This is a genomic window from Arthrobacter sp. (genome assembly GCF_030540645.1).
Lineage (GTDB): Bacteria > Actinomycetota > Actinomycetes > Actinomycetales > Micrococcaceae > Specibacter.
The window spans coordinates 1-8,489 of the sequence record NZ_JAUNVV010000088.1 but is presented as its reverse complement, the minus strand read 5'-3'; the positions used below and the strand labels follow the sequence as shown (position 1 = coordinate 8,489).

Sequence of the window (8,489 nt, the reverse complement as noted above, 5' to 3'; positions counted from 1 at the left end):
CGGTGAGATTGGCGAGGTTGAGGTTCGCGTCATTGAGGTACGCATGGTTGAGATTCGCAGCGCTGAAAGATGCGCCATCAAGGTTCGCGCCGTCGAAGGATGCACCGGTGAGGTTCGCGCCGTCGAACGACGCGTCGGTGAGATCCGCGCCGTCGAGTATGGCGCCGCTGAGGTTCAGGCCGGGAAGAAGCGTCAGCTTTGTTGGGCGAGAAAGGTGGGTGATGCGGCCGGCGGCAACTGCCGCCGCGGCAGTATCACTTTTCATTTCCCCTGCGGCTACTCCACTGCTCCTCTTGAGCGGTGACTCAGAACGCAGATATGCCAATAGGACATCCAGAATGGTTTGCCGGTCGCGCTCGGAATCTTGGGCAATCCGCTCCAGCGCCTTGATCCCGCCGAGTCTGATCACGGGAGAAACATCACCGAGCTGCTTGATGGCCCTCGTGTAACGGGACATCCACTTTGCCTCCACGTCAGACGCAGGCGCGTCCCCACCGAGTGCCTGCCCTTTCCGCTTCCGCTGGTGCCTGGCCAGAAGAACAAGAACAGCGATGATGGCGATTAAGGCACCGGCGGAAATTACCCATCCAGGTCTGACATCAGTGCTGGCTTGAGCCAACCCAGCAGTCTCCAGCGCAAGTACCATGGCCCCCATTCCTCACCACCACCTTCGGTGCCGCAGTCGCCATGGACGCTGCCCGTCATCTGTCATAGGAGCATCATGCACCATGATCGTCCGCAAAGTTACATTCAACGCCTTCCAAGCAGGTTCTGATTCTGTGGAGCAGTTGCTGCGCATTGAGAGAATAGCTGGGGATGCCCTCGACCACACCACGAATAAAGACGAGGTGCGATTTCTTCGACGCTTCAACAAGGGAATACGCGGGAGGCTTGGGAGGTTGTCGACCCTATGAACCATGACAACTCACAGCATCTGGAAGTATCAACCACCATCGATCTGAAGGATCTGGGAAGGGTCCATCGTCTAGGGTTCGGTGCAATGCGCATCGTCGGGGACGGAGTCTGGGGTGAGCCTGCGGATCGAGGTGCCGCGATCGCCGTCGTACGCCGTGCCGTGGAACTCGGGGTCGACTTCATTGACACCGCTGATTCCTATGGTCCCAACGTCAGCGAAGAGATCCTTGCCGAGGCGTTGCACCCGTACAAGGATGGCCTGAAGATCGCCACCAAGGTCGGCTTCACCCGCACAGGACCCGACGTGTGGGTTCCTGTGGGCCGAGCCGAATACCTGCGGCAGCAGACCGAGCTGAGCCTCCGTAAGCTCAAGGTGGATTCCCTGGATCTGCTGCAGCTGCACCGGATCGATCCCAAGGTGGATATGGAAGAGCAATTCTCGGTCCTGCGTGACCTGCAGAAAGAGGGCAAGGTCAAGGCGCTGGGCCTATCGCAGGTCAGCGTGGCCGAGCTCGAGGAAGCCGGAAAGTACTTCACCGTCTCCACCGTGCAGAACCGCTACAACCTAACCGACCGCAGTTCCGAGGACGTCCTGAACTACGCCGAGCAGAACGGTATCGGCTTCATCCCTTGGGCGCCGATTTCCGCTGGTGAACTGGCACAGCCCGGCGGACCCCTGGATGAGGCTGCGAAGCGGCTCGGTGCCACAACCTCGCAGGTGGCCTTGGCATGGCTGCTGCGCCGCTCGCCGGTCATGATGCCAATTCCCGGCACCGGCTCCGTGAAACACCTCGAAGAGAATCTGGGTGCGGCGGCCGTGGTACTCGACGACGACACTTACGCGGAACTCGAAGCGGCGCGCTGACCGTTTTCCACTCCGACGACCACACGACAACATCCGCTGGCTCTGTAGGGCTGGCCGAACAGGAGCACGCACATGGCTAACATACTGATGGTCGTTTCCGCAGCCGATTCCCTCACCATGAGGGACGGCAGCGAACACCCCACCGGATACTGGGCAGAGGAGCTCGTGGTTTCTCACAAGACCCTGCTCGACGCCGGGCATACGGTTCACATTGCAACTCTCGGAGGCGCGAAGCCCACGGTGGACCAGGTGAGCCTCACGGACGATTCAGCAGGGGGCATGGAAAGAGCAGACGGTTTCCGCGACTACATCGCTGCGATAGACGCTGAGCTGAGCGCCCCGCTGGTGCTGGCCGACGTGAGAATTGAAACCTACGACGGCGTTGTCATGCCCGGCGGACACGGACCCATGACCGATCTCTACAAGGACGCGGATTTGGGTAGACTGCTGGTCGCAGCCAACAAGGCCGGGGCGATCATTGCCCCGTTCTGCCACGGTCCGGCCGCTTTGCTCAGCGCTGTGGATGACGACGGCAAGTTCGCCTTCGAGGGGCGCCGCCTGACAGTATTCACCAACGAGGAAGAACTCAATGGTGGTACCGGGCCCAACACTCCTTGGTTCGTGGAGGACGCCCTGACGGACAAGGGCGCCATCGTCGAAAACGCGGCGGCCTGGAGCTCGCATGTGGTCCGCGACGGCAACCTCATCACCGGACAAAACCCACAGTCCAGCGAGGACGTCGCCAAGGAAGTCAACAAAGCACTCCTGAAGTAGCAGTGGTCTGGGGCGGGTCCGGCTGCGCTGGACCCGTCCTCGGGCAAGGCAACAGCAGTACATTCGACCCATGCGCGGACGCGGCGTCAACTCCGGTTTTCACCGCGTGGACCTGATTCACGAGTGCGGCATTCTGTTCATGTGCCGGAAGGGACCACGCGGGTCCTTGGAGGAGTACCGGGCGGCTGAGCCCTGTATCCACCGATCCGATTCGGTATCTACCCACTCGTCTTGACTCCGCAAGGGAGTTCCTCGGTCAGGGCGCCAGGCGTAGCATGCAGACATGGATACATGGTGGATTGGCACTATCTCAGCGTTGGCTGGCATCTCTTTGGGTGCCTTGTTAGAAGCGTTGAAAGAGAAAGTTGCACACCGGCGTGCGCTGCGCACAAGATGGGACCAGCAGTTACTTGTCGGCATAGTTGATTATCTCGCTACCGCAGATCGATCAATCCGTGCCTTGATTCGTTGGAGAGCTGCCAAATCGGAGCCCGAATACCAGGCCGGTGTGGCTCAGAACGACGCACTTTCGGCGTTCGAATCCATGCACGAACGCTCCCAGGTGATTACACTCCTAACGGGGAATCGCCATGACTCGGTCCGAGCCGCCGCCCGGCGGATGCGTGAACCTCTCTTGCCTTTGCGGGACGCGCTGGAGGCCGATAAGAAATTATCTGACGCGCAAGTAGCACATTTAGTTCGCCAGCACCATGCTGCGCGTGGAGAACTTATCGATGCGGCTCAAACACGCTTAGGTGTGTTCATTCGGTGAGGTAGGGGTTGGCGGTGCCAATAAAACTTTACGGGCCGCCACGACTGGTTGGGCTCCTGCTTGCTAAGACAGCTCGACACCGCCAAGTGAGAAACTTGCATCTGCAAACTGTCCTCTTGCTTTTGGAAAATTGGTCTACCGTAAGCCACACTTCCCCGACAAGGGTGATCTCATGGTGAAAAATACCGGTCGTCCACAGACCCCCATTGGTGGATCGAAGCTAAGCTCTGGTAACTGCACGAAATAAGAGGATGATTCCTGACCGAAGTAGGAAATTGCCGTGAAAGTAATTGTGATTGGTGCGGGACTAGCGGGGCTGCGTGCCGCACGCCTAGCCTCCGAACAAGGGCACGACGTCACAGTATTGGAAGCCACACAAAGAGTTGGTGGCCGCGTCGATACCGAGCTGGTGAACGGATTTCGGTGCGACCGAGGGTTTCAGCTAATAAATCCTGGCTACCCGGACGCACGGCGGGCGCTGAACCTCAAGGACTTGGATCTACATGCATCAGGACGTGGTGTCGCAGTTCGGGATGAGTCTGGTCTGCGGATATTGGCGGATCCCTTCCGGCACCCCGCATACCTGAGAGGGTTATTCGGCGGTACGGTCAAGCTTGGCGACATTTTTGCGTTACTCCGTTGGAACCGCTTTGCAAGCAGCGAATCGCTGTCACTGCAGCAAGCCATCAACGACGCTGGCTTCTCAGTGTCCTTTCGCAAGGTCATTGAAAAATTCTTTTCGGGTGTGGTGGCAGACCGGGATCTAAAAACCGTGGCTTCCCTGGGACGAACATTGGCCTGGTATTTCGCCAAGGGAATCCCGTCGTTGCCGGCGCAAGGAATGTCGGCTGTTGCTCATCAGATGGCCGAGCCAGTCCTGGAACACATCCGATTCTCAACGCCCGTAAAATCCCTCATCAGCCAGAATGGCCAAGTGAGAGTAATCTGCAGCTCCGGCGAAGAGCTGATGGCGGACCGGGTGGTGGTGGCCACCGGCCCGAAGGTTAGTGCCCGGCTCACTGGACAGCCAGAGCCAACCATGAATTCCCTCACCACGTGGTGGTTCGATGCTCCACATCGTCCCAATAAGTTGCCTTTCCTCTACCTTGATGTTCGAGGAGATTCCCGGCTCACCCACACTTCGGTGATCTCCAATGTGTGCCCATCGTATGCCCCTGCCGGGCGTCACCTGGTCCAAGCAACCGTCGTAGGTGCGCACGATTTAGATGACAGCGAAGTCATGGCCCAAGCCGCCAGCATCATGGGGGTTCATGATCCCGACTGGAGATTGCTGGTGCGCCACGACATTCCCGATGCTTTGCCCTCCATCGAGCCCGGGCAACGTCCGCTAGTGAGTGGGATCACTGGAGTGATAATTGCCGGTGACACTGCGGAATCCAGCATTCAGGGCGCATTGGCCAGTGGAGATGCAGCCGCCCATGCACTGGGCGGCACAAGAGGAACGGCCAATACGCGTGAGTCCTTCAACGATACGTTCACCCTAAGGATTCGGTGTACCGGCGATGCCAAGGATGTTTGGGATACGCTGACGGATCTGGAGAACCACACCAGAGCCATTCCCTTCACCGTAGTGACGCCAGCACAAAGCCGGATGCGCGATGGTCTGGAATTTGTCGGCCTCACGTCCTTTGGGCCAGTGAAAATGGCAGACCGCATGGTGGTCCGCCGAGCCGAAGAACCTAGTGAGGGAAATCCAGGACGTCTAAGAGTTTCGAAATTTGGTCCGGTAGCAGGTGAAGTAGAGGCCAGCATCGAGCAAGATGGCTCTGAGGTCGTGGTCGTCTGGCGCCAAAGCCTGCGGCCGGCGTGGCTGCCACGCTGGCTCAGACCACTTGGAACTGTTGTTGCACGAGTGGGCTACGGCATTGGACTGCGTAAACTGCTCACCTAGAAGTCGTCTTGGTCAGAGATGACTCGCGAGGTTGCCACTGGCCATGCTTGTAACCGTGGCACAGTTCATCACTGTTTTCCTTGAACACCCGGTGTGCTTACGATGCCCGGTCAGCATTCGTAGGGCCGTTGGCCGGACTCCCGCTGGCCACTTCAGAGCCTAAAGACATTGGGCGGATGATCGCGAGGCCCGGTTCAGACGACTGGAAGATTGAATGTCCTGCGTGTGGGACCTGGTGGCACGGTGGCAGCAGTGTCCTCAGCGAACACGACCGCCCGCTATAGGGAGCCAACCGGACGCCAGTGACAGGATTCAGCTTTCCCTGCCTTGTCACGACAGAATGGTGTTGTGACTGACAACACTTCTGAGTTGCCGGAGCAGGATCCGTTGCCTGGCCTCAACGCTGACCGGGACCCTGCGCTGGCCCGTGAGCTGGCAGAGTTGCGGCTGGACAACGCCCGGCTTCGCAAACTCCTGGAACTGAGCGAGGAACAAGCAGCGGCCGCCCAGGCCGACCAACCAGTCTTCGCCGCAACCATGCCGTCCGGCCCGGTGACCATGCATTCTGCACCGGAGACCAAGGTCCTGTTCTTTGAAAATCTGTTTCGCTGCCGCAATGACGTGTATGCCACCCGCTGGGAAAACACGAAGGATGGCCGCTCGGGGTGGGTGCCGGCCGTCGCGGGTGGCTGGCGCAAGGGAACACCGCGGGACAGTGTCGCCTTCCTGAAACTCACCTCCGCCGCCGTCGCCGACCATCTGAGGGGCACCAAGCACATCGGCCTGTACCCGCTCACCGAAAAGGACACCTGCTGGTGGATAGCAGCGGATTTTGACGGAAACGCAGCAATGATGGATGCCCTGGCCTATGTCAAGGCTGCCCGGTTCCGCGGAATTCCCGCCGCCCTCGAAATTTCCCAGTCGGGCCGTGGCGCCCACGTCTGGATCTTCTTCACGGAAGCCATTTCCGCCGCAACGGCCCGCCAGCTGGGCACAGGTCTCATTCACGAGGCCATGGGCCTGCGTGGCAGCATGAGCCTGTCCAGCTACGACCGGCTGTTCCCCTCCCAAGATGTACACACCGGAAAGGGCATGGGGAACTTGATCGCCGCCCCGCTGAACGGAAAGCGGCGGAACAACGACGGGACAACCCTGTTTCTGGACACCACCACCCTCGAGCCTTTTGAAGACCAATGGGCCTACCTGTCCAGCTTGGACAGGCTCACGCCGTCGGCCGTGCATGGGCACATCCGCCGCCTGCCTTCAGTCCGCTTGGGCAACGAGGTGCGCCGACTTGAATTGCCGCGCGCCTCTAAAATTGTTCCCCGCCCGGCCATGGTCGTACAGGCAACATTGGCGTCCCGCTTGACCATCCGCTCCACGGACCTCGGCCCGGCCATGATCTCTGCCATCAAGCACGCGGCGTCCATGGCCAATCCCGAATTTTATGACCGGCAGCGGCAGCGCCGCTCCACCTGGAACATCCCCCGCTACCTGCACTTTTACGACGAGACCCTCGAAGGAGACCTCATCATCCCGCGGGGTCTGCTGCCCTTGCTCCAGAATCTGGTGGAGTCGGCCGGCAGCACCCTGCGCCTGGATGACCGGAGAACGCCCGGCGGCGCACAGGACCTTGAATTCCTTGGCGAACTGCGTCCCGAACAGAAGCAGGCGATGCATGCCATCGAAAACATCGAGCACGGCATCCTCGTCGCTCCACCAGGCGCCGGCAAGACGGTCATTGCCTGCGCAGCAATAGCCCACCACGGCGTTTCCACGCTGGTACTGGTCGACCGTAAGGCGCTGGCGGACCAGTGGCGGAAGCGGATCCACGAGCTGATAGGAGAGAAACCCGGCCAGATCGGTGGGGGAAGGTCCAAGACCACCGGAAGAATCGACGTCGCACTTCTGCCCACCCTTGCCCGGCGCGACAACGTGGCCGAACTGACGGCGGGCTACGGTTTTGTGATCGCGGATGAGTGCCATCATGTTCCCGCCGCGGCTTTCAGCCATGTGATGAACCAGATGCCTGCAAAGCACTGGCTCGGGCTCACGGCAACACCCTATCGGCGCGACAAACTTGATGCATTGATGTACCACCAGCTCGGCGACGTGGTGCACACGATCACGGCGACGTCGGCCCAGCAACTGCCGCGCCATGAGAGCGATCTCCCCGCCCCCACCTTGGCGCTGGAGGTGCACCGCACCGACTACATCTACACGGGTGGCGCCGATCCCAGCGTGCCCGGCGGCATCTCGGAAATCTACAGGGACCTGGTGTCCAACGAGGCCCGCCTGCAGCAGATTTACGACGACGTCCTGGCGGCCCATGCGGCCAACTCACGCATCCTGCTGCTCACCACATGGAAGGCCCACCTGGAACGATTCCGCATCCAGTTTGCCGCTGCAGGCTTGACAGCGGTGGTCCTTTCCGGTGGCATGAAAAAGGCCGAGGCCCGCGCCGCGGTGGAACTGATCGCCGCCGCCGACCCGGACAAACCGCTGCTGGTGCTGGGCACCGGATCGTTTATTGGCGAAGGTTTTGACGCGCCCAAGCTGGACACGCTGTTTCTTGCGGCACCCATCTCGTTCAAGGGACGCCTGGTCCAATACGCAGGGCGCATCACCAGACCGTTTCCCGGCAAAACTCAAGCAACAGTCCATGACTATCACGACGAGCTCACTCCCGTCTTGGCATCGTCCCTGGCCAAGCGGGCGCCCGGTTACGTCTCGCTCGGGTTCCCCGACCCACGGAGGATGTGAGCGGACTGTCTGCAACCAACGGCATCTCTCTCGCCGTCACGCTGCGCCACACGCCGAACTTGGCGGGCGGCGCCCTCTACCCCGCGGCCGTGAATGAGAGCAGCACGCGCGAGATGTCCCGGTGCAGCTCCGACTCCAGATAGTCCGACGGCTCAATACCGCTGCGCATCAAGTCCATGGCGCTGACCTTTGCACCGATCCGCACCGTACCAACACCTGGCCATTGGAACAGGTTCGCGTACATGCCGCACTCCGGCTTGGCGCCGGTCATGTTGACCGAATAGCTGAAGTAGATCCCCTCGTGTTCTACTTCCAGGATGGGCGTGCGCTCGCCAATGGGGGTTGAGGCAAGGTGCATGCCCGGAACCGGCTCCTGCTGCACCGTCATCGACTCATCCAAGCCGGTTTGCCCGGGTGCGCAGGCACCGCCGAGCCCGTTCAGGCCCTCAGCCATGCTGATGGTGATGCCCGACGCCGGATCCGTCACC

The 8,489-nt window shown here is 60.5% G+C and carries 7 protein-coding genes; 5 read left to right on the top strand and 2 right to left on the bottom strand.

Annotated features, from left to right (window positions below; all coding sequences use genetic code 11):
• The coding region (locus Q4P21_RS13790) for a pentapeptide repeat-containing protein (protein ID WP_303389323.1) at positions 1 to 457 on the bottom strand (457 nt) is incomplete at its 3' end.
• A 453-nt stretch (positions 458 to 910) separates the two neighbouring features.
• Here Q4P21_RS13790 and Q4P21_RS13785 point away from each other — a divergent pair.
• The 5 genes from Q4P21_RS13785 to Q4P21_RS13765 all read left to right on the top strand — a co-directional run bounded on the left by Q4P21_RS13785 (position 911) and on the right by Q4P21_RS13765 (position 8,001).
• Positions 911 to 1,780 (top strand): aldo/keto reductase, encoded by an 870-nt coding sequence (locus Q4P21_RS13785; RefSeq protein ID WP_303389322.1) that lies wholly within the window; start codon positions 911 to 913, stop codon positions 1,778 to 1,780.
• Positions 1,781 to 1,852: 72 nt separating this feature from the next.
• Entirely contained in the window at positions 1,853 to 2,554 is a 702-nt protein-coding gene (locus Q4P21_RS13780; RefSeq protein ID WP_303389321.1) for a type 1 glutamine amidotransferase domain-containing protein, read from the top strand.
• 283 nt (positions 2,555 to 2,837) lie between these two features.
• Positions 2,838 to 3,326, top strand: coding sequence for a hypothetical protein (locus tag Q4P21_RS13775; RefSeq protein ID WP_303389320.1), 489 nt, complete (start codon positions 2,838 to 2,840; stop codon positions 3,324 to 3,326).
• Between the two features lie 280 nt (positions 3,327 to 3,606).
• Positions 3,607 to 5,238: an NAD(P)/FAD-dependent oxidoreductase gene (locus Q4P21_RS13770; protein ID WP_303389319.1), complete on the top strand. Its 1,632-nt coding sequence runs from the start codon at positions 3,607 to 3,609 to the stop codon at positions 5,236 to 5,238.
• A 348-nt stretch (positions 5,239 to 5,586) separates the two neighbouring features.
• Positions 5,587 to 8,001: a DEAD/DEAH box helicase gene (locus tag Q4P21_RS13765; protein WP_303389318.1), complete on the top strand. Its 2,415-nt coding sequence runs from the start codon at positions 5,587 to 5,589 to the stop codon at positions 7,999 to 8,001.
• Between the two features lie 76 nt (positions 8,002 to 8,077).
• Here Q4P21_RS13765 and Q4P21_RS13760 read toward each other — a convergent pair.
• A partial coding sequence (locus Q4P21_RS13760; protein ID WP_303389317.1) for a hypothetical protein occupies positions 8,078 to 8,489 on the bottom strand: 412 nt, incomplete at its 5' end.